This window comes from Streptomyces sp. 7R007, from assembly GCF_054850255.1.
Window position 1 is genome coordinate 1 of sequence record NZ_JBTWMV010000038.1, and the last position, 20523, is coordinate 20523.

Genomic DNA, 20523 nt, shown 5'->3' on the forward strand with positions numbered 1-20523 from the left:
CCCCCCCCCCCCCCCCCCCCCCCCCCCCCCCCCCCCCCCCCCCCCCCCCCCCCCCCCCCCCCCCCCCCCCCCACCGCCTTGTCCGCATACGTTCTTCCCGCTGCGAGCCGTCGAGTCAACGGCGGCTCCCCATACGGGAGATCGGGGGTGCACTCGTGCGCATCGGACTGCTTACGGAGGGTGGCTATCCGTATGTGAGCGGTGACGCCAGGCTCTGGTGCGACCGGCTCGTGCGCGGGCTCGATCGACACGAGTTCGACCTCTACGCGCTCAGCACCAGCGAGCGCCAGGAGGACGAGGGCTGGGTCCCGCTGCCGCCGCAGGTCAGCCGGGTGCGCACGGCGCCGCTGTGGATGGCCGAGGACGACGGCGTCGGCCATGGGCGCCGTGCACGGCGGCGGTTCGCCGAGGCGTACGGCGAACTGGCGGCCGTTCTCTGCACGGCCCCGCAGGAGGGCGCGACCGCCGAGGCGGACCGTTTCGGCAGGGCGCTGTACGCGCTGGCCGAACTCGCCCGCGACGAGGGCGGGCTGACGGGCGCGCTCCGCTCCGAGAGCGCCGTACGCGCCCTCGAGCGCGCCTGTCGCGCGCCCGGCGCCCTGCGCGCGGCGCGCGAGGCGCGCGTACCGGATCTGCTCGCCGTCGCCGCACACCTGGAACGCGCTCTGCGCCCCCTCACGCTCGACTGGTACGAGGACGACGGCCTCGGCTCGGTCGACCTGTGCCACGCGACGTCCGGCGGGGCCGCCGCCCTGCCCGGGCTGCTCGCCCACCACTTCTTCGGCGTCCCCCTGCTGGTCACCGAGTACGGGGTGCGGCTGCGCACGCACTACCTCGCCTCCCGCCAGGCCCCGCCCGCCGTGCGGTCCCTGCTCGCCGCCTTCCACGGCAGGCTCGCCGCCGAGATCTACGGGCGGGCCGCGCTCATCACGCCGGGCAACGCCCACGCGCGCCGCTGGCAGGAACGCTGCGGCGCCGACCGGGCCAGGCTGCGCACGGTCTACCCGGGCATGGACGCCTCCCGCTTCGCCGAGGTCGGCGAGTCCCCGGAGAGCGCGGACCCCGACACGCTGGTGTGGATCGGCCGCGTCGAACCCGCCAAGGACCTGATCTCGCTCCTGCACGCCTTCGCGGAGATCCGCAAGGAGGAGCCGAAGACACGGCTGAGGATCGTCGGCACGCCGGCCGGCCCCGAGGGCGAGTCCTACCTCGGCCACTGCCGGGCGCTCGCCGCGCAGCTCTTCCCCGACGAGGCCGACGGCCTGCACGCCGTGGGCGACAACCCCGTCTCCTTCGAGGAGATCGGCGGCCCGGAACTGCCCACGGCCGCGGACGCCTACGCCGCCGGCGCGGTGACGGTGCTGTCGAGCGTCGTCGAGGGTTTCCCGATCACGTTGGTCGAGGCCATGTTCTGCGGGCGCGCGACGGTGTCCACGGACGTCGGCGCGGTCGTGGAGGTCATCGGCGGTACGGGGCTCGTCGTACCGCCGCGCAACCCGCGGGCGCTCGCCGAGGCGTGCGTGGCGCTGCTGCGCGACCCCGAGCGCCGCGAGCGCCTGGGCGCGGCCGCGCGAGCGCGGGCGCTCGAACTGTTCACCGTCGAGCAGAACATCGCGGCATTTCACGGCATTTACCTGGAGATCGTCTCGCGCACGCCGGTCCGCCGTGTCCTCCTCGACCCCGCCGGCGAGCCCCTGCCGTTCGCGGCCCCGGCCGAGTCCCACGTCCCCGGCCGCTGGACCGGGACGGGGACGCGGGTGGTGGCCCGCGGCGGCCCGGGGTGGCCGACGGCCGGCACCGACCGCGGTGGGGCGGGGGGCGCCGAGGATGGGACGGGTCGCGCGGATGCGGATGCGCACGCCGGTGCGGATCGGACGGGGGCAGGACCGGTCGCCGGAGACGGTGACGGTCGGTCCGGAGGCGGTGACGGTCGGCCCTGGGGCGGCAGGCCGGGCGGTGGACGGACGGCCGGTGGACGGCCCAGGTGGGCTGTCAGCGCTTCTGGGACGGGGCCGGCGGTCGGTTCCTCGGCCGCGTTGCGTGCCACTGCTCCGGCTCCGGCTGCCGCTCCCGCTGTGGAGGGAGTGCGATGAGCGGCCTCGGAGAACTGGACCGGCCCGGCATGCCGAGCGGCGCCGACGCATGGGACGCGCGGTCGCGGGAGTGGACGGCGAGGGAGCCGGAGGAGAAGGAAGCCGAGCCGTCGGCTGAGCGGCCGTCGGCAAACGCCGACGCCCCGGCTGCGGCGCGCGGCGACACCCGTACCGCCCGAGCTCCCGAAGCCCCCGGCACCCCGTCCGCCCACCGTCGTCAGCCCCCCTCCCGCCGTACGCCCGCCGACCCCGTGAAGGCGCTGATGCACCGGCACCGCGAGCTGTGCGAACGGGCCGTCGACCCCTTGGAGATCGCGGCCGGCCTGGAGGCGCACGGCGTCACCGACCGGACCGCCGCCCGCTTCAGGCACCGGGACGTCTTCTCGCTCGCGGAGGAGATGTTCGCCCGCGCCTCCCACGCCGACCACGACGAGGACACGCCCCCGCGCCCCGCACCCACACCACCCGACGAACCGCGTACCCGTTGGCCCCTGCTCACCCTCCTCCCCGGCGCCCTGGGCATCGCGACCGTCGTCGGCCTGCGTCTCACACACGGCCGGCCGCGCCTGGCCGTGGCCGTCGTCGGCGCCCTGGCCCTGTCCGTCGCCCTGCGCGCGGCGATCGGCAGGGGCCCGCTCGGCGCGGACCGCACCGGCCCGGCCGCCCCCGCGCAGGCCCCGGGCGCCGGTGTCCGGACGTACTGGCTCCTCGCCTACGCCCTCCTCGGTGACGGACTCCTGCGCGCGGCCGTCGACGCGGGCCCCGCCGGCTTCCCCACCGTCACCGCGAACGGCCCGTGGCCCGTCGCCACCGCCCCGGTCCTGGCCCTCGCCCTGTCCTGCGCCCCCGCGGCCTGGTGCGCCCACCTCTTCACCAGCCGAGCCCGGCGCAGACGGGACGCCAGCCGGCGCCTGGAGGACTTCGCCGCCTCCGTACGGCCCCTGCTGCTCGGCACGTTCGCCCTCTACCTGTGCGCCCTGGCCGCCCTGCTCGCGGTGTGCGGCGCCGCGCTGGACGAGCCCGCGGCCCCTGCCCAGGCCCTGTCCCTGGGCGCCCTCCTGCTCCTCGCCCGCCTCCTCACCACGCACGGCTTCACCCGCGCCCCCGCCCTGGTCCTCACCGCCACGGCCGCCGCCGAGGCGGCCGCCCTGGCCACGGCCTTCGCGGGCCGCCTCCCCGGCTGCGGCTTCCTCGCCACCCCCGTGGAGGCCCTCGTGCAGGCCATGGGCCCCGGCGCGGTCCCGGCCCTCGTCTGCACCGCCGCCGCCCTGACCCTGCTGATCCACGCGACCGGCACCCTCACCCGGGCCTCGGCCCACCCCCCACGGGCCGGCCACTGACGGCAGCAACCGCACCCCCCGAAGGAGAACCCCGAATGATCACCTCCCGACCCGAACCCTCGGCCCCGGGAGCCGCCCGATGAGAGTCCTGCTGATCGGAGCCAACGGCTACCTCGGCCGCTTCGTCGCCGACCGTCTGCTCGCCGACCCGGCCGTCCAGCTCACCGCGCTCGGCCGCGGCGACGACGCCGACGTCCGCTTCGACCTCGCCTCGGGCAGCCCCGGCGCCCTCACCCGCTTCCTCGACGCGGTGCACCCCGGTGTCGTCGTCAACTGCGCCGGCGCCACCCGGGGCGGCGCCCGCGAACTCACCCGCCACAACACCGTCGCCGTCGCCACCGTCTGCGAGGCCCTGCGCCGCAGCGGCTGCGGCGCCCGACTGGTGCAGATCGGCTGCGGTGCCGAATACGGCCCGAGCCAGCCCGGCTCCTCCACGGCCGAGGACGCTATCCCGCGCCCCGGCGGCCCGTACGGCGTCAGCAAGCTCGCCGCCACCGAGCTGGTCCTCGGCTCCGGCCTGGACGCGGTCGTGCTGCGCGTCTTCTCCCCGGCCGGTCCCGGCACCCCGGCCGGCTCCCCGCTCGGCCGCCTCGCCGAGGCCATGCGACGCGCCATGCAGTCCGGCGACGGTGAACTGAAGCTGGCCGGCCTCGGCGCCCAGCGCGACTTCGTCGACGTACGCGACGTGGCCCGCGCCGTGCACGCCGCCTCGCTCTCCGCCGCCCAGGGCGTCATCAACATCGGCTCCGGCCGCGCCGTCCGTCTGCGCGACGCCGCCGCCATGCTCGCCCGCGTCGCCGGATACGGCGGTGCCCTCCACGAACTCGACGGCCCGCCCGGCCCCCTGCGCGCGTCCATCGGCCACCCGCGCACCGACTCCGACCACGCGGCCCCCGTCGTATATCCGTACCCGGACGGCTGCGGCAGCTGGCAGCAGGCCGACGTGCGCACCGCACGCGACCGCCTCGGCTGGCGGCCCCGGATCAACCTCGAAGAGTCCCTCGCCGACATCTGGATGGAGGCGGCATGCCGCATCTGACCAGCACCCGAGCAGGCACCACCGGCACCGACGTCCGTACCGGCTTCGGCGTCCCCGGCTACGCGCACCCGCTCGTCGCGCCGACGGAATGGGGCGAACTGACCCGCCCCGGCACCCCCTTGCACTGGGTCGTCCTCAACGTCGCCGACGGCCCCGGCAGCCGCCCCGACCCGCACTGCCTGGAAGCCGCCGGACGCCTGCGCAACGCCGGCGTCCGCGTCCTCGGCCACCTCGACGCCCTCCACGGAGCCCGCGCCGCCGGCGAGCTGCTCGCCGACGCGCACCAGTACCTCGACTGGTACCAGGTCGACGGCTTCCTCCTGGACCGCTGCCCGACCGAGCGCACCACGCTCCCGGAGATCCGCCGCACCGTCACCACGCTCCGCGCGATGCGTGACGGTGCCCACATCGTCCTCGGCCACGGCACGCACCCCTACCCGGGCTACGCCGAGAGCGCGGACCAGCTCGTCACCTTCTCGGGTCCCTGGAGCGACTACCGCTGGTCGCAGGTGGCCGAGTGGACCGCCGACCATCCGCCCGAGCGGTTCTGCCACTTCGTCCACGGAGTGCCCCGCCCGCACCTGGAGGAGGCCCTGCGCATCGCCCGCTGGCAGGGCGCCGCGACCATCTACTTCACCGACCGCACGGACCGCGGCGGCCGCGCCGACCCCTGGGAGACCATGCCCGGCTACTGGGACGACCTCGTCTCGCGGGTCGGAACGGGTGTCTCGGAATGAAGATGGCCATGGCAGTGTTACAGGGAGAACAACCGTAGTGATTGACCGATCAACGGAGTCCCCGTGTCGCTGCCACCCCTGGTCGAGCCAGCCTCTGAGCTCACCGTAGACGAGGTCCGCAGGTACTCCCGCCACCTGATCATCCCCGACGTCGGGATGGACGGGCAGAAGCGGCTGAAGAACGCCAAGGTGCTCTGTGTGGGCGCCGGCGGCCTGGGCTCGCCGGCGCTGATGTACCTGGCCGCGGCGGGCGTCGGCACGCTCGGCATCGTGGAGTTCGACGAGGTCGACGAGTCGAACCTGCAGCGCCAGATCATCCACAGCCAGGCCGACATCGGCCGCTCCAAGGCCGAGTCCGCCCGTGACACCGTCAAGGGCATCAACCCGTACGTGAACGTGATCCTTCACGAGGAGCGGCTTGAGGCCGACAACGTGATGGACATCTTCAGCCAGTACGACCTGATCGTCGACGGCACCGACAACTTCGCGACCCGCTACCTGGTCAACGACGCCTGCGTGCTGCTGAACAAGCCGTACGTGTGGGGCTCGATCTACCGCTTCGACGGCCAGGCCTCCGTCTTCTGGTCCGAGCACGGCCCCTGCTACCGCTGCCTCTACCCGGAGCCCCCGCCCCCCGGCATGGTCCCCTCCTGCGCCGAGGGCGGCGTGCTGGGCGTGCTGTGCGCGTCCATCGGCTCCATCCAGGTCAACGAGGCGATCAAGCTCCTCGCGGGCATCGGCGAGCCGCTGGTCGGCCGCCTGATGATCTACGACGCCCTGGAGATGCAGTACCGCCAGGTCAAGGTCCGCAAGGACCCGAACTGCGCGGTCTGCGGCGAGAACCCGACCGTCACCGAACTCATCGACTACGAGGCCTTCTGCGGCGTCGTCTCCGAAGAGGCCCAGGCGGCGGCCGCCGACTCCACGATCACTCCCAAGCAGCTCAAGGAGTGGATCGACGAGGGCGAGAACATCGAGATCATCGACGTCCGCGAGATCAACGAGTACGAGATCGTCAACATCCCGGGCGCCAAGCTGATCCCGAAGAACGAGTTCCTCATGGGCACCGCCCTGGAGAGCCTCCCGCAGGACAAGAAGATCGTCTTGCACTGCAAGACGGGTGTCCGCAGTGCGGAAGTCCTCGCGGTCCTGAAGTCCGCGGGCTTCGCCGACGCCGTGCACGTCGGCGGCGGCGTGATCGGCTGGGTCAACCAGATCGAGCCGCACAAGCCGGTCTACTGACCGCACACGCTCCGCTCGGCGGGGGCTCCGCGCACCACGGGTGCCCGGAGCCCCCGCCGTCGTCATGAGCAGACCTTGCCGTCCTTGGGCACCGTCCCGTCCAGCAGGTAGGCGTTCACCGTCGCATCGACGCAGTCGCTCCCGCTGCCGTACGCCCCGTGCCCCTCGCCCTTCCAGGTGAGCTCCACACCGACGCCCTTGCCCAGCTCGTCGGCCATCTTCCGGGCGCCCTCGTACGGCGTGGCCGGGTCGCCGGTGTTGCCGACCACCAGGATCGGCGCCGCACCCGGCGCGCTCACCTCCGGCGTCTCGTACTGCCCGGCCACCGGCCAGTCGTGGCACCAGCCGGCCGTGTCCCAGCCGAGGAAGTCCCCGAAGACCGGCGAGATCTTCTCGAACGTCGGCAGCAGCTTCTTCGTCTCCGCCGCGGTCGGCCGCTCCTTGTCGTCCAGGCACGATATGACCCGTTGCGAGTGGGTCGTCGTGCCGTAGTGCCCCGAGGCGTCGCGTTCGTTGTAGCCGTCGGCCAGCTGCAGCAGCTCCGAACCGTCCCCCTGCTCCGCCGCGTCCAGGGCGCTGGTCAGCGTCGGCCAGCCCTCCTTGCTGTACAGCGGCAGGACGATGCCGGTGACGGCGAGGGTCTGCGTCAGCCTCCGGCCGGGGCTCGACGTCGGCAGCGGGTTGGCGTCGATCCGCTTCAGCAGGTTCGCGATCTTCTGCGAGCCCTGCTTCGGGTCCTGGCCGGTGGACTTCAGGTAGTCGTTCAACGCGCGCTGGAAGCCCCGCGTCTGGTTCTCCGCGTGGCCCACGGCGTCGGCGCTCGGATCGACGACCGCGTCCAGGATCAGCCGCCCCACGTTCTTCGGGAACAGGTGGGCGTAGACCCCGCCCAGTTCGGTGCCGTAGGAGATGCCGAAGTAGTGCATCTTCGTGTCGCCCAGGACCTGCCGCATCAGGTCCATGTCGCGGGCGGTGTCGGTGGTCGACACGTGGGCCAGCAGTTTCCCGGCGGCCTTCTGGCAGCCCTTGCCGAAGTCGGCGGCGTCCTGCAGGTACGCCTTCTCCTCGGCCGGTGTGTCCGGGGTGGCGTCGATGTCCTCGGCGGCGTCGATCGCCTTGTCGCTGCGGCAGCGCACGCCCTCGCTGGCGCCCACCCCGCGCGGGTCCCAGCTCACCAGGTCGTAGCGCTCGCGCAGCTTGGAGACGGTGGCGGCGTACGACGGCAGCGTGGACACGCCCGACCCGCCGGGGCCGCCGAAGTTGAACAGGAGCGAGCCGATGCGCCGGCCCCCGTCGGCCTGCGCGCGGATCAGGGCCAGCCCGATGGTCTCGCCGTCCGGCTTCGACCAGTCCAGCGGCACCTTGAGGGTCGCGCACCGCCAGTCGTTGCCGGGTGCGGGGGAGTCGCCGGTCGCCTTGCAGTGGCCCCAGTCGAGGTGCTGCGCGGTCAGTGAGGAGGGCAGGGCGGCGGTCGTACCGGAGGAGCCGCCCGACGGCGAGGCCGCCGCGCTCGTCTTCCGGTCGCTCTTGCCGTCGTCGGACGAGCCACCGCCGCACCCCGCCACCAGGAGTGCGGCGGCGGCCCCGAAGGCCGTCCACCGTGCGAAACGTGCCATGTGCGTTCCCCCCTCACAGGCCGTCCGCACCGAGCGGCGGACGGCGGTCAGGCCATAGTAGGCGGATCAAGCAGACCCTGCCCGAGCCTGTGGATAACTCTCTGACCTGCGGGTTCGCCTCGATGCTTTGGTCGGGTGCTACGAGCAGACGGTCCCGGCCGCAGGAACCTTCCCGTCCAGCAGATAACCGTTCACCGCGCTCTGCACGCACTTGTTCTTGCTGTCGTAGGCCCCGTGCCCCTGGCCCTTGTACGTCAGCTCCACCCCGACCCCCTTGCCCAGCGCCTGCACCATCCGCCGCGCGCCCTCGTACGGCGTGGCCGGGTCGCCGGTGTTGCCCACCACCAGGATCGGCGCCGAGCCCGACGCGCTCACGTCGGGATGGTCGGCGGCGCCCGGCACGGCCCAGTCGGTGCAGCTGACCATGCCCCAGGCCATGAAGTCGCCGAACACCGGGGAGGCGGACCGGAACTCGGGCACCTTCCCCTCCACGTACCCGGGCGTGTACCGCGCCTTGTCGTCGGCGCAGTTGACGGAGATGTTGGCGGCGGCGATGTTGCTGTACTCGCCGTTCTCGCTGCGCCCGTTCATCGAGTCGGACAGCGCCAGCAGCACCTTGCCGTCACCGTCGTACGCCTGCTCCAGCCCCTCGGTGAGGTACTCCCAGAAGTCCTTCGAGTACAGGGCCTGCGCGATGCCGTTGGTCGCCGCGGTCTGGGTCAGCTCGCGCGGGAAGACGCCGGAGATCGGCTTGGCGTCGAGGTCCTTCAGCAGGGTGGCGATGCGGTCCTCGACGTCCTGGGCGCTGTCGCCGATCGGGCAGGCGGTGGTCTTGGAGGTGCAGTCCTCGGCGAAGTTGTCGAGCGCGAGCTGGAAGCCCCGGGCCTGGCCGAGCGAGCTCTGTTCCATGTCCTGCGTCGGGTCGACGACGGCGTCGAAGACGGCACGGCCCACGTGCCGGGGGAACAGGTGGGCGTAGACGCCGCCGAGTTCGGTGCCGTAGGAGATGCCGAAGTAGTGCAGCTTGTCGTCACCGAGGACCTGCCGCATCAGGTCCATGTCGCGGGCCGCGTCGGTGGTGCGCACGTGCGGGAGCACCTTCTTGGAGTGCTTCTCGCAGGCCGCGTTGAACTCCTTGGTGTTGTCCAGCAGTTGGGTGCGTTCGGCGGCGTTGTCGGGGGTGGCGTCCTGCTGGAAGTAGGCGTCGAGCTGCTGGTCGTTCTCGCACTTCACCGGGGCGCTGCGGCCGACTCCGCGCGGGTCGAAGCTGACCAGGTCGTAGCGGGTGCGCAGGGTCGCGTAGTCCTCGCCGAAGGCGGGCAGGGTGGTGACGCCCGAGCCGCCGGGGCCGCCGAAGTTGAACAGGAGGGAGCCGATGCGCCGGCTCGCGTCGCCGCTCGCCTCCGCCCGGATCAACGCGAGATCGATCGTGTCGCCCTTGGGCCTGGCCCAGTCGAGGGGCGCCTTCATGGTGGCGCACTGCCAGCGGTCACCGTTGGGCAGCGGTGAGGGGGCCGTGCCGTCGCCCTCGGCCTCGGACGGGGTCGGACAGTCCTTCCAGCCGAGCTTCTGGGCCGTCAGGTCCTCGTCCTGCGCGTCGTCGCCGCAGCCCGCCAGCAGGGAGGACAGCAGCACGGCGGTGGCGGTCAGGGCGGCGGCGCGCAGCCGGGGAGGGTTGGGCATGATCCCATCGTGCGGTCACGCGCGTGGGCGCGCTCGGGGCACGGGCCGTACGAGGTACGCGCGCGTGCCCGGTTACAGCGCTCCCTTGCGGGTGAGCTGGTTGAAGGCCAGCCAGCCGGGCAGGACCGGCAGCCACAGCGTCAGCAGCCGGAACAGCAGCACGGCCGGGGCGGCGACCTCCTTGGGCAGGCCCACGGCGATCAGACCGACGGTCAGCGTGGCCTCGACCGCGCCGACACCGCCCGGTGTGGGGGCCGCGGAGCCGAGGGCGTTGCCGGCGAGGAAGACGACGGCGACGCTGGCGATGCTCAGCGACGTCGACTGGTCGCCGAAGGCGCGGATCGAGGCGTCCAGGCACATCACGAAGCAGGCGGTCAGCAGCAGCATGCCGCCGATGCCGGTGACGAGCTTCTGCGGCCGCTGCAGCACGTCCAGCATGCGCGGCACGACGCCGGCGAACAGCGAGCGCACGCGCGTGACGACGAACTTCCGCAGGAACGGCACCGAGGTGACGACCAGGATGAGCACCGCGGCGGTCAGCAGACCCGCGATGACCGTGCGGGACGGCGACAGCGACGGCGTCTTCTCCGTACCGGTCAGGTAGCCGAAGGACAGCAGCATCAGGATGTGGCAACCCAGCCCGAACAGCTGCGAGGCGCCGACGCTCGCCACCGCGAGCCCGGGCCGCACCCCCGCGCGCTGCAGGAAGCGCGTGTTGAGGGCGACACCGCCCACCGCGGCCGGGGCCACGATCTTCACGAACGACCCGGCGACCTGCGCGCCCACCGTCCGCAGGAAGGGCACCCGCTCGGGCACGAACCCCAGCAATGCCATCGCCGCCGCGAAGTAGCTGGCCACCGAGAACAGCACGGCCGCCGCCACCCAGCCCCACTGGGCGTTGGCGACCAGCGGGCCGAACTCGATGTGGGTGAGCTGTGTCAGCAGGAAGTAGGCGCCGATGGCACCGGCCATGAAGCTGATCAGCGTCCGCGGACGCACCCGCTCCAGCCGGGCCGGCTCGACCGGCGCCTGCGGCCGGATCCGCAGCACCTCGTAGCGGATCTGCGTCAGCAGATCCTCCTCGCGCGCCTCCTCCAGGGCCTCGTCGATGGCCCGCTTCTCGGCCCTCGCCTCCGCCCGTACGGCCTTCTTGTCGGGCTTCTCCAGTACGGGCTTGGCGTGCTCCTCGGCTTCCTCCAGGCGGGCCTGTTTGGCCTGCCGGGATGCCTCCAGGACCGCCTCCCGCTCGCGCTGGGCGCGTTCCCTGGCCAGTTTGCGCAGCGTCGCGCGCGTGGAGCGGCTCAGGGCGATGGGCTGGAGCATGGGCAGGCAGTCGGCCACGGCGTCGGGGCCGAGGACGCCCACCGCCGAGGCGACCGCGCGCTCGGCGCCCACCCGCAGGCCGAGCGTCACCAGCAGTTGGGAGACGTCCATGCGCAGCAGCAGGTCGCCGGCCGCGATCTCGCCGACGCGCAGGTCGGTGAGGATCACCGTGCCGGAACGATCCACCAGAATCGCGTCACCCACGAGCCGGCGGTGCGCGATGCGCCGCGACTGCAGCGCCCGCACCTGGTGCCAGGTGTCGTGCAGCAGCTCGTCGGTGATCTCGTCGTCGGAGAGCGAGTCGAGGGTGCGTCCTCCGGTGTGCTCGTAGACGAGCATCACGGCGTCGGGACCGAGCTCGGAGGTCGCGATCAGCTTGGGCGCGTTGGCGCCGGCCGCGATGGCGGCGTACGCGAGCAGTGCCTCCTGCTCCAGGGCCTGGCGCAGCGACTGGAGGCTGCTGCGGGTGGCGAAGCCGCGCAGCGTGAGGTTGCGCCACGCGCGGTAGAAGAACCCCTGCGCCTGCTGCTCCCGGTCGACCACGGTCACGTCGAGGGGCGGCCCGTCCTCCAGGGTGACGAAGTAGCGCCGGCCGCGGTCGCCGGTCTCCGGGGTCTCCGGGACCTCCTCGCGGGAGGCGGTCACCGGACGGAACCCGACGTGCCGCAGGCCCGCCATCAGCGTCCGCCCCGTGGGCCGCACGTTGGGCGAGCCGACCGCGTACAGCGTCCCGTAGGCGATGGTCCAGCCGATCAGCACCGTCAGGATGATCGAGAACGGTGTCGTGTACCCGGTGACGAGCATCGAGAAGGCGTCGAGGAGCAGCACCATCCACAGCACCGCGCGCCAGCGCGGCCGGCGCGACATGCCGACCGCGGTCATGTACGCGATGACCGGCGCGAGATAGCCGTGCACCGGATCGGTGAGGGCGTGGATGTCACCGGGGGAGGGCTGGGTGAGCGCCTCCTGGATGGAGCCCGGGGCGGCCTTGGCGACCCACAGGTCGGTCGCCAGGGTCACCCCGTGCGCGAGGACCGCCGCGAGCACGCCGTCGGCGATGCGCAGCCCGTCGCGCTTGATCAGCCGCTCGATCGCGAAGGCGACCGGCACCAGGAGGATCGCGATGCTGGACGCCAGCCCGGCGATCTTGATCAGCAGGTCGGGGGCCTGGCCGGTGCCCTTGTTGATGTCCTGTTCGAGCCCGGAGGTCGTGCCGTGCGCGACTGCGGAGATCCCCAGCAGGACGACGATCGCCAGCACGCCCACCAGCAGGCGCATCAGGTCGGAGGGGCGGTGCACGCGCGCGGGGAGCAGCGGCTCGTCGCCCTCCACCTCGTCGATGTGCGCCTCCTCGACGAGCTGGGTGCCGTCCCCGCGCACGTCCTCGGCGGGCGTGTCGGCGGTGTCCGGGCGCGAGGAAGCGTCAGAGGTGCTCTCGGCGCCCTCCGGCTGTGCACCCTGCTGCTTCATCGTCTCTTCTTGATCTCGTATCACCAGTCACCGCCCGCACGATGGTGGCATGCCCCACCGACACACGGGGGCATCAGGGTGCAAACGCGGGGGCGCACAGTCTGCCGGATGCGCCGCCCGGGGGCGAGCGTTACGCACAGTCGCGAGCGCGTCGCACTGTCGGTGGCGTGGGGCAGGATGGGCCGGATGAGCGAGGAGAGCCTGCCGTATGAGGACCCTTCCCACGCGCTGCCCGAATACGCCGAGCGCGTCCTGGAGGTGGCCGAACTGATCCCGCCCGGGCGTGTCATGACCTACGGGGACGTCGCCGAATGGCTGGAGGAGGGCGGCCCGCGGCAGGTGGGCCGTGTGATGGCCCTCTACGGGGGTGCCGTGCCGTGGTGGCGCGTCGTGCGCGCGGACGGCGTCCTGCTGCCGGGGCACGAACTGCGGGCGCTCGACCACTACCGCGCCGAGGGTACGCCCCTGAAGGAGGCGAGCCGGGCCGCCGAGGGCCACCTGCCGCGCCTCGACATGAAGCGGGCGCGGTGGGACGGCGGTGAGCGCGTGGAGGGCCACACCTGACAGCTTCCGCCATAGGTCAACCCGAGGTGTGACCGGTGACCCGTACGGGGGAAGCGGGGCACCTCCGTGACATGACGTACGTTCGTGAGGCAAGGGACACGCGCGTCGCGAGTGCCGTGAGGGAAGAGGCGGAAGCCCTGCTTCCGTACTGTCCGTCGGCGTAGCGTCGGCTGCACCCGCCCCGCTCATCTCCCGATCACCGCCCTGCACGGGCGGTGGTCCGACAACCAGCACAACCACCAGGACCGGCGAACCACGTGAGCTCCTCTTCCTCCACCAGGCGCCTGCCGCATCCCGCGATGCGGCAGGGGAACCGTGGCGCTTACCGACTGGTCCGTACCCCGCCGACCCGGCCGGATCCCCCTCGTCTGGACGCGTCCCAGCGCGCCGTGGTTGACCACGAGACCGGACCGTTGCTCGTCCTCGCAGGTCCGGGCACCGGCAAGACCACCACGCTGGTCGAGTCGGTGGCGGCGCGGATCGCCCGCGGAGGGGACCCCGAGCGCGTCCTGGTGCTGACGTTCAGCCGCAAGGCGGCCGTCGAACTGCGCGACCGCATGGCCCTGCGCGTGGGCGCGGCCCGCGCCCCCCAGGCGACCACCTTCCACTCGTTCTGCTACGCCCTGGTCCGCGCCCACCAGGACAGCTCCCTCTTCGTGGAGCCGCTGCGCCTGCTGTCCGGCCCCGAGCAGGACGTCACCGTGCGCGAACTGCTCGCCGGCCAGCCCGACCTGGAGCGACTGGGTCTCGCGCACGTGAAGTGGCCCGACGAACTGCGCGCCTGCCTGACCACCCGCGGCTTCGCCGACGAGGTCCGGGCCGTCCTCGCCCGCAGCCGCGAACTGGGCCTCGACCCGGCCGCCCTGGACGCCTTCGCCCGCCGCATCGGCCGCCCCGACTGGCGCGCCGCGGCCGCCTTCCTCGCCGAGTACCTCGACGTGCTCGACCTCCAGGGCGTGCTCGACTACGCGGAACTGGTCCACCGCGCGGTCCTGCTGGCCCGCCGCCCCGAGGTCGCCGCGAGGCTGGCCGCGCAGTACGACGCCGTACTCGTCGACGAGTACCAGGACACGGACGCTGCCCAGGTACGGCTGCTGCACGCGCTGGCCGGCGGCGGCCGCACCCTGGTCGCCTTCGGCGACCCCGACCAGTCGATCTACGCGTTCCGGGGCGCCGACGTGAACGGCATCCTGGAGTTCCCCGCGGCCTTCCCGCGCGCGGACGGCCGCCCGGCGCCCGTCGCGGTCCTGCGCACCTCCCGCCGCTCCGGCGCCGCCCTGCTCGCCGCGACCCGGCTGCTCACCCAGCGCATGCCGCTGACCCGGCTGCCGGCGGAGAAGGTACGCGCGCATCGCGAGCTCGTCCCGGCGCGGGACGGGGGCCGGGTCGAGGTCTACACGTATCCGACGGCCGGTACGGAGCTGGACAACATCGCCGACATCCTGCGCCGGGCGCATCTGGAGGACGGCGTTCCGTGGGGCGAGATGGCCGTCCTGGTGCGCGCGGGCTCCCGCACGATACCGACGGTCCGCCGCGCGCTCACGGCCGCGGGCGTCCCCTTGGACATCGACGGCGACGACCTGCCCCTCCGGCACGAGCCCGCGGTGGCGCCACTGCTGACGGCGTTGCGAGCGGTGGCCATGGCGGAGGCGGCCGATGGCGGGGCGCGGGGCGAGAGCGCGGGAGCGGTCGGGGGGGACGACGAGGGCGCCGCGGTGGCGGCCGCGGAGGACGCCGAGGTCGAGGAGACGGCGTCGGAGGGCGGTCAGGGCGACCAGGGCGGCCAGGCCAACAAGAGCGACAAGAGCGACAAGAGCGACAAGGCCGACTCCGTCGATCATGTCGATCAGGCCGACGAAAGTGGCGAACCCGATGAAACCGGCGAGCGGGCCGGCTGCTGGCTCGGCACCGAGACCGCCCTCACCCTCCTCGCCTCCCCCCTCGCCGGCATGGACCCCGCCGACCTGCGCCGCCTCGGGCGTGCTCTGCGTGACGAGGAGCGGGCCGCGGGCAACCCCCTGCCGCCGCCCTCGGACGAACTGCTCGCGCGGGCGCTGGCCGAGCCCGAGCGGCTCGTCGCGCACGACCCCGCGTACGCGCGCGGCGCCCAGCGGCTCGGCGCGCTGCTGCGCAAGGCCCGTGAGCGCCTCGCGGGCGGCGGTACGGCCGAGGAGGCCCTGTGGGACCTCTGGGAGGGCACACCCTGGCCCGAGCGCCTGGAGCGCACCGCACGGCGCGGCGGCGCGGCCGGCCGCAACGCCGACCGTGACCTGGACGCCGTGTGCGCGCTGTTCGCGACGGCCGCGCGCGCGGAGGAGCGCACCGGCGGCCGGGGCGCCCTGAACTTCCTGGAGGAGATCGAGGCCGAGGACATCGCCGCCGACACGCTCGCCCGGCGCGCCGTGCGGCCCGACGCCGTACGCCTGATGACGGCGCACCGCTCCAAGGGCCTGCAGTGGCGCCTGGTCGTCGTGGCCGGTGTCCAGGAGGGCCTGTGGCCCGACCTGCGGCGCCGCGGCTCGCTCCTGGAAGCCGACCGCATCGGCCGTGACGGACTCGCCGAACCGCTCACCCCGGGCGCACTGCTCGCCGAGGAGCGCCGCCTGTTCTACGTGGCCGCCACGCGCGCGCGGGAACGCCTCGTCGTCACCGCCGTGAAGGCGCCCGCCGACGACGGCGACCAGCCCTCCCGCTTCCTCACCGAACTCGGCGTCGAGCCCAAGGACGTCACGGGCCGCCCGCGCCGCCCGCTGTCGGTCGCCGCACTCGTCGCGGAACTGCGCGCCACGACCGTCGACCCGCGGGTCTCCGACACCCTGCGCGAGGCCGCCGCGCACCGGCTCGCCCGCCTCGCCGCGCTGGCCGACGAGGACGGCCGCCCGCTCGTCCCGGCCGCCCACCCCTACCGCTGGTGGGGCATGTACGAGCCCACCGAGAGCAAGGTGCCGCTGCGCAACCGCGACCAGCCCGTCGTCCTGTCGGGCAGCGCCCTGGACCAGCTCGCCAACACCTGCGCCCTGCAGTGGTTCCTCGGCCGCGAGGTGCGGGCCGACGCCCCCGCGACGACCGCGCAGGGCTTCGGCAACGTCGTCCACGTGCTCGCCGACGAGGTCGCCTCCGGCCACACACCGGCCGACCTCGCCGTCCTCATGGAGCGTCTCGACTCCGTGTGGAACGCGCTCGCCTTCGACGCGCCGTGGAAGTCGGCGCAGGAGAAGGACAACGCGCGCGTGGCGCTCGAACGCTTCCTGAAGTGGCACGTCATGGACCGCACCGGCCGCACCCCGGTGGCCAGCGAGCACGACTTCGACGTCACCCTCGAAGCGGGCGACTACGAGGTGCGCATCCGCGGCCAGATGGACCGCGTCGAGGCCGACGGCGAGGGCCGCGCCTACGTCGTCGACTTCAAGACCGGCAAACAGGCGCCCACCGCCCGCGAGGTGGAGCGCCATCCCCAGCTCGCCGTCTACCAGCTCGCCGTCCGCGAGGGAGCCGTCGACGACGTCTTCGACGGGGTGCGTCCCGAACCCGGCGGCGCCGAACTGGTCCACCTGCGTCAGGGAGCCGCCCAGCGCGACGGCGGGGAGACGCTGCCCAAGGTGCAGGCCCAGGAGCCCCTGGAGGGGGAGTGGGTCGGCGAGCTGCTCGCCACCGCCGCCGGCAAGGTGCTCGACGAACGGTTCACACCGACCGCCGGACAACACTGCACCCACTGCGCCTTCCAGGCGTCCTGCAGCGCGCGTCCCGAAGGGCGGCACATCGTCGAGTGACGGGGGGTGATCGACGACACCCCCCGTGCTGACCTGCGCTTCCGTGAGCCCCGAGGGCGATGTGGCCTCCGCTGTCAGTGGCCGCCGCTAGCCTCTCTGACGTGCCGCCTCGTATCACCGATCCCGATCAGCTCAAGGAGCTTCTCGGGATCCCGTTCACCCCGGAGCAGACGGCCTGCATCACCGCGCCGCCCGCACCGCAGGTGATCGTGGCCGGCGCCGGGTCGGGCAAGACGACGGTGATGGCGGCCCGCGTGGTGTGGCTGGTCGGCACCGGCCAGGTCGCCCCCGAGCAGGTGCTCGGCCTGACCTTCACCAACAAGGCCGCCGGCGAGCTCGCCGAGCGCGTCCGCAAGGCGCTGGTCAAGGCGGGCGTCACCGACCCCGACGTCATCGACCCGGACAACCCGCCCGGCGAGCCGCTGATCTCCACCTACCACGCCTTCGCCGGCCGCCTCCTGACCGACCACGGCCTGCGCATCGGCCTCGAACCGACCTCCCGCCTGCTCGCCGACGCCACCCGCTACCAGCTCGCCGCCCGCGTGCTGCGCGAGGCCCCCGGCCCCTACCCGGCGCTCACCCGCTCCTTCGCCGACCTCGTCAGCGACCTCCTGGCCCTCGACTCCGAACTCGCCGAACACCTCGTACGGCCCGAGGACGTGCGCGCCCACGACGCCGAGCTGCTGCGCGCCTTGGAGGGCGCCAAGCTCACCAACGCCGACCTGCGCAAGGTCCCGGAGGCCGCCGCCGCCCGCCGGGAGCTCGCCGACCTCGTCGTGCGCTACCGCGCTGCCAAACGCGAGCGGGACCTGCTCGACTTCGGCGACCAGATCGCCCTGTCGGCCCAGCTCGCGCACCAGCCCGAGGTGGGCCGCATCCTGCGCGACGAGTTCCGCGTGGTCCTCCTCGACGAGTACCAGGACACCTCCGTCGCCCAGCGCGTCCTGCTCGCCGGCCTCTTCGGCGGCGGCACCGGCCACCCCGTGACCGCCGTCGGCGACCCCTGCCAGGCCATCTACGGCTGGCGCGGTGCCTCCGTGGCCAACCTGGACGACTTCCCCGAGCACTTCGCCCACCCCGACGGCCGCCCCGCCACCCGGCAGGCGCTCAGCGAGAACCGCCGCAGCGGCGGCCGCCTCCTCGACCTCGCCAACGGCCTCGCCGAACCCCTGCGCGCCATGCACGCGGGCGTGGAGGCCCTCCGCCCGGCCCCCGGCGCCGAACGGGACGGCAGCGTGCGCTGTGCCCTGCTGAGCACCCACGCCGAGGAGATCGAGTGGATCGCCGACTCGATCGCCCACCTCGTCGCCACCGGCAAGGCACCCGGCGAGATCGCTGTCCTGTGCCGTACGGCGACCGACTTCGCGGAGATCCAGGGCGCCCTCGTCGCCCGGGACGTGCCCGTCGAGGTGGTCGGCCTGTCCGGGCTGCTGCACCTGCCCGAGATCGCCGACCTGGTCGCCGTCTGCGAGGTCCTCCAGGACCCGGGCGCCAACGCCTCCCTGGTCCGCCTGCTGACCGGCCCGCGCTGGCGCATCGGCCCGCGCGACCTCGCCCTCCTGGGCCGCCGCGCCCGACTGCTCGTCTCCCACGCGCGCGTGGACGACGACGGCGACCGCGACCGCCGCCTCGCCGAGGCCGTCGAGGGGGTCGACCCGTCCGAGGTGATATCGCTCGCGGACGCCCTGGACACCTTCCTGGAGATGCCGCTCGACGCCGGACAGGAGGACGACGGCCTGCCGTTCAGCGCGGACGCGCGCGTGCGGTTCGCCCGCCTCGCCACCGAACTGCGCGACCTGCGCCGCTCGCTGGCCGATCCCCTGATGGACGTCCTCCACCGCGTCCTCGCCGTCACCGGCCTGGAGGTGGAACTGTCGGCGTCCCCGCACGCCCTGGCGGCCCGCCGCCGCGAGACGCTCTCCAACTTCCTGGACATCGCCGCCTCCTTCGCCGCCGGCGACAACGAGGCCAGCCTGCTCGCCTTCCTCGCCTTCCTGCGCACCGCCGCCCAGTACGAGAAGGGCCTCGACAACGCCCTGCCCGGCGGCGAGAACACCGTCAAGGTGCTCACCGCCCACAAGTCCAAGGGCCTGGAGTGGGACGTCGTCGCCGTCCCCGGCCTGGTCAAGGACACGTTCCCCAGCACCAAGGGCCGCGAGAAGTGGACGGCCCAGGGCAAGGTCCTGCCGCACTCCCTGCGCGGCGACGCCGACACCCTGCCCGACGTCGACACCTGGGACGCCCGCGGCCTGAGGGCCTTCCACGAGGCCATGAAGGAACACCAGCACACCGAGGAACTCCGCCTCGGCTACGTCACCTTCACCCGCCCCCGTTCCCTCCTGCTCGGCTCGGGCCACTGGTGGGGGCCCAGCCAGAAGAGACCGCGCGGACCGTCCGACTTCCTCACGGCCCTGTACGAGCACTGCGCGGCCGGCCACGGAGAGATCGAGGCGTGGGCGGACGAGCCCGCCGAGGACGAGGAGAACCCGGCGCTCCACCTGCCCGCCGCCGACCAGGTCTGGCCCCTGCCCCTGGACGACGCCGCCCTCGCCCGGCGCCGGGCCGCCGCCGCGACCGTCCTGGCCCACCTGGACGACCTGACCGCCGACGCGGAGGGCCACCCCGCGGCCGTACACGACGCGGACCACCACGAGGACCCGGACTGGCCCCCACCCCCGCAGGACGACGAGCCGCCGTACGACGAGGAGGACCCCTTCACCGAAGAGGACCCCTTCTCCGAAGCCGAGGGAAACCCCTTCGCCGAGGAGGCCCCGGACGACTGGGACTCCTGGCCCGCCGAACGCCCGAGCGTGCCGCACCAGGCAGCCGCCCCCGAGGACACCGGGCCGGGAAGCGCCCGCGCGCACCCCGACGCCGGGGCCGGACGCCGGTCCACCCGTCTCACCCCGGAGGAGGCCCGCACCATCGCCTCCTGGGACCGCGACCTCGACGCCCTCACCGGCGAGCTCCTGCGCGCGCGGGAAGCCGTCACGGACGTGCCCCTGCCCGCGTCGCTCACCGCGTCCCAGGTGCTGCGCCTGGCCGCCGACCCGGACGGCTTCGCGCAGGAGCTCGCACGTCCCATGCCGCGCCCCCCGCAGCGCGCCGCGCGCCGGGGCACCCGTTTCCACGCCTGGGTCGAGTCCCGCTTCGAGGAGCTCACCCTGCCCATGCTGGAGCCGGAGGACCTGCCCGGCGGCGAGGCCGAGATCGCCGACGAGCGCGACCTCGAAGCCCTCAAGGAGGCGTTCGAACGCACCGAGTACGCCCACCGCACGCCCTACCGCGTCGAGGCACCCTTCCAGCTCGCCATCGCGGGCCGCGTGGTGCGGGGCCGCATCGACGCCGTCTACAGAGAAGACGACGGCGAGGAGACGACGTACGAGATCGTCGACTGGAAGACCGGCCGCGCCCGCACCGCCGACCCGCTCCAGCTCGCCCTGTACCGGCTCGCCTGGGCCGAGCAGCAGGGTGTTCCCCTGGAGAACGTCAACGCCGCGTTCCTGTACGTCCGCAGCGGTGAAGTCGTACGACACGACGACCTGCCCGGCCGGGCCGCGCTGGAGCGGTTGCTGCTTCAGGAGCCCTCCGCGCAAGCGAACTGTGAGGAACCGCCCAACCAGGATGTCGGTGCGGGCCGATAGGC

Annotated in this window: 11 protein-coding genes; 8 read left to right on the plus strand and 3 right to left on the minus strand. The window is 73.5% G+C overall.

What is annotated here, in order from left to right; genetic code table 11:
- Nucleotides 1–155: 155 nt before the first annotated feature.
- The 5 genes from ACYF6T_RS33660 to moeZ all read left to right on the plus strand — a co-directional run bounded on the left by ACYF6T_RS33660 (nt 156) and on the right by moeZ (nt 6451).
- Nucleotides 156–2093 carry a DUF3492 domain-containing protein gene (locus ACYF6T_RS33660; RefSeq protein WP_461701277.1) on the plus strand — a complete coding sequence of 646 codons (1938 nt, stop codon included), beginning with the start codon at nt 156–158 and terminating at the stop codon, nt 2091–2093.
- Nucleotides 2090–3433: a hypothetical protein gene (locus ACYF6T_RS33665; protein ID WP_461701278.1), complete on the plus strand. Its 1344-nt coding sequence runs from the start codon at nt 2090–2092 to the stop codon at nt 3431–3433. The genes ACYF6T_RS33660 and ACYF6T_RS33665 overlap by 4 nt, the downstream gene beginning before the upstream one ends.
- Before the next feature lie 79 nt (nt 3434–3512).
- Complete coding sequence (locus tag ACYF6T_RS33670; protein ID WP_461701280.1) at nt 3513–4472, plus strand: NAD-dependent epimerase/dehydratase family protein; 960 nt, start codon at nt 3513–3515, stop codon at nt 4470–4472.
- Nucleotides 4460–5209, plus strand: a complete 750-nt coding sequence (locus tag ACYF6T_RS33675) for a spherulation-specific family 4 protein (protein WP_461701281.1) — start codon at nt 4460–4462, stop codon at nt 5207–5209. The genes ACYF6T_RS33670 and ACYF6T_RS33675 overlap by 13 nt, the downstream gene beginning before the upstream one ends.
- 63 nt (nt 5210–5272) lie before the next feature.
- Nucleotides 5273–6451, plus strand: a complete 1179-nt coding sequence (moeZ, locus tag ACYF6T_RS33680) for an adenylyltransferase/sulfurtransferase MoeZ (RefSeq protein WP_461701283.1) — start codon at nt 5273–5275, stop codon at nt 6449–6451.
- A 62-nt stretch (nt 6452–6513) separates the two neighbouring features.
- On the opposite strand, the gene ACYF6T_RS33685 is transcribed toward moeZ, so the two are convergent.
- The 3 genes from ACYF6T_RS33685 to ACYF6T_RS33695 form a co-directional block, all read right to left on the minus strand.
- On the minus strand, nt 6514–8067 hold the full coding sequence (locus ACYF6T_RS33685; RefSeq protein ID WP_461701284.1) for an alpha/beta hydrolase: 1554 nt from the start codon (nt 8065–8067) through the stop codon (nt 6514–6516).
- Between the two features lie 138 nt (nt 8068–8205).
- A complete protein-coding gene (locus ACYF6T_RS33690; protein WP_461701285.1) occupies nt 8206–9750 on the minus strand; it encodes an alpha/beta hydrolase in 1545 nt (514 codons plus the stop codon).
- Nucleotides 9751–9822: 72 nt separating this feature from the next.
- Nucleotides 9823–12543 carry a lysylphosphatidylglycerol synthase domain-containing protein gene (locus ACYF6T_RS33695; protein WP_461701286.1) on the minus strand — a complete coding sequence of 907 codons (2721 nt, stop codon included), beginning with the start codon at nt 12541–12543 and terminating at the stop codon, nt 9823–9825.
- A gap of 186 nt (nt 12544–12729) precedes the next feature.
- Between ACYF6T_RS33695 and ACYF6T_RS33700 the strand changes: the two genes are divergently transcribed.
- From ACYF6T_RS33700 to ACYF6T_RS33710, 3 genes are all read left to right on the plus strand, one after another.
- Nucleotides 12730–13107, plus strand: coding sequence for an MGMT family protein (locus ACYF6T_RS33700; protein ID WP_461701287.1), 378 nt, complete (start codon nt 12730–12732; stop codon nt 13105–13107).
- A gap of 257 nt (nt 13108–13364) precedes the next feature.
- Nucleotides 13365–16877 (plus strand): ATP-dependent helicase, encoded by a 3513-nt coding sequence (locus ACYF6T_RS33705; protein WP_461701288.1) that lies wholly within the window; start codon nt 13365–13367, stop codon nt 16875–16877.
- A gap of 59 nt (nt 16878–16936) precedes the next feature.
- Nucleotides 16937–20521, plus strand: coding sequence for a UvrD-helicase domain-containing protein (locus ACYF6T_RS33710; protein WP_461701289.1), 3585 nt, complete (start codon nt 16937–16939; stop codon nt 20519–20521).
- Nucleotides 20522–20523: the final 2 nt, after the last annotated feature.